Origin of the sequence: Phytoactinopolyspora endophytica, assembly GCF_004138495.1 — a bacterium.
Classification (GTDB): domain Bacteria; phylum Actinomycetota; class Actinomycetes; order Jiangellales; family Jiangellaceae; genus Phytoactinopolyspora; species Phytoactinopolyspora endophytica.
Map to the genome: position 1 here is coordinate 61,232 of NZ_ML142871.1, position 381 is coordinate 61,612.

Here is a 381-nt window from a genome sequence, read left to right on the forward strand (position 1 = left end):
CAACGCGTTCATGACTCTCCGTCAACTCTTGTGCTTCGGATTCCGAAACAGTAGCATCGCACATCGCAGCAGTGCTTCGGAATTCGAAGCACTCATTCCAACACTGGAGGTTCCATGCCCAAGGGCTACTGGGTCAGCGTCTACCCCACCATCACAGACCCTGAGGGGCTTGATGTCTACAACGAACTGGCCGGTATAGCCGTCAAGGCCGCAGGCGGGCGGGTGCTCGCCAGCATCGGCAGCCGGGTCGACGCACACGAAGCCGGAATCGCCGAGCGCGTTGTCCTGATCGAGTTCGACAGCTTCGAACAGGCGGTCGCCGCACGCGCGAGCGCGGCCTACCAGGAGGCGCTGGCCGAACTCCCCGACGGCTTCGAGCGC

General features: G+C 62.7%; 1 protein-coding gene. It reads left to right on the forward strand.

The annotated features are described in order from the left end of the window. Positions 1 to 114: 114 nt before the first annotated feature. Positions 115 to 381: DUF1330 domain-containing protein (locus tag ELR45_RS30345; RefSeq protein ID WP_129669669.1), on the forward strand; the 267-nt coding region annotated here is incomplete at its 3' end.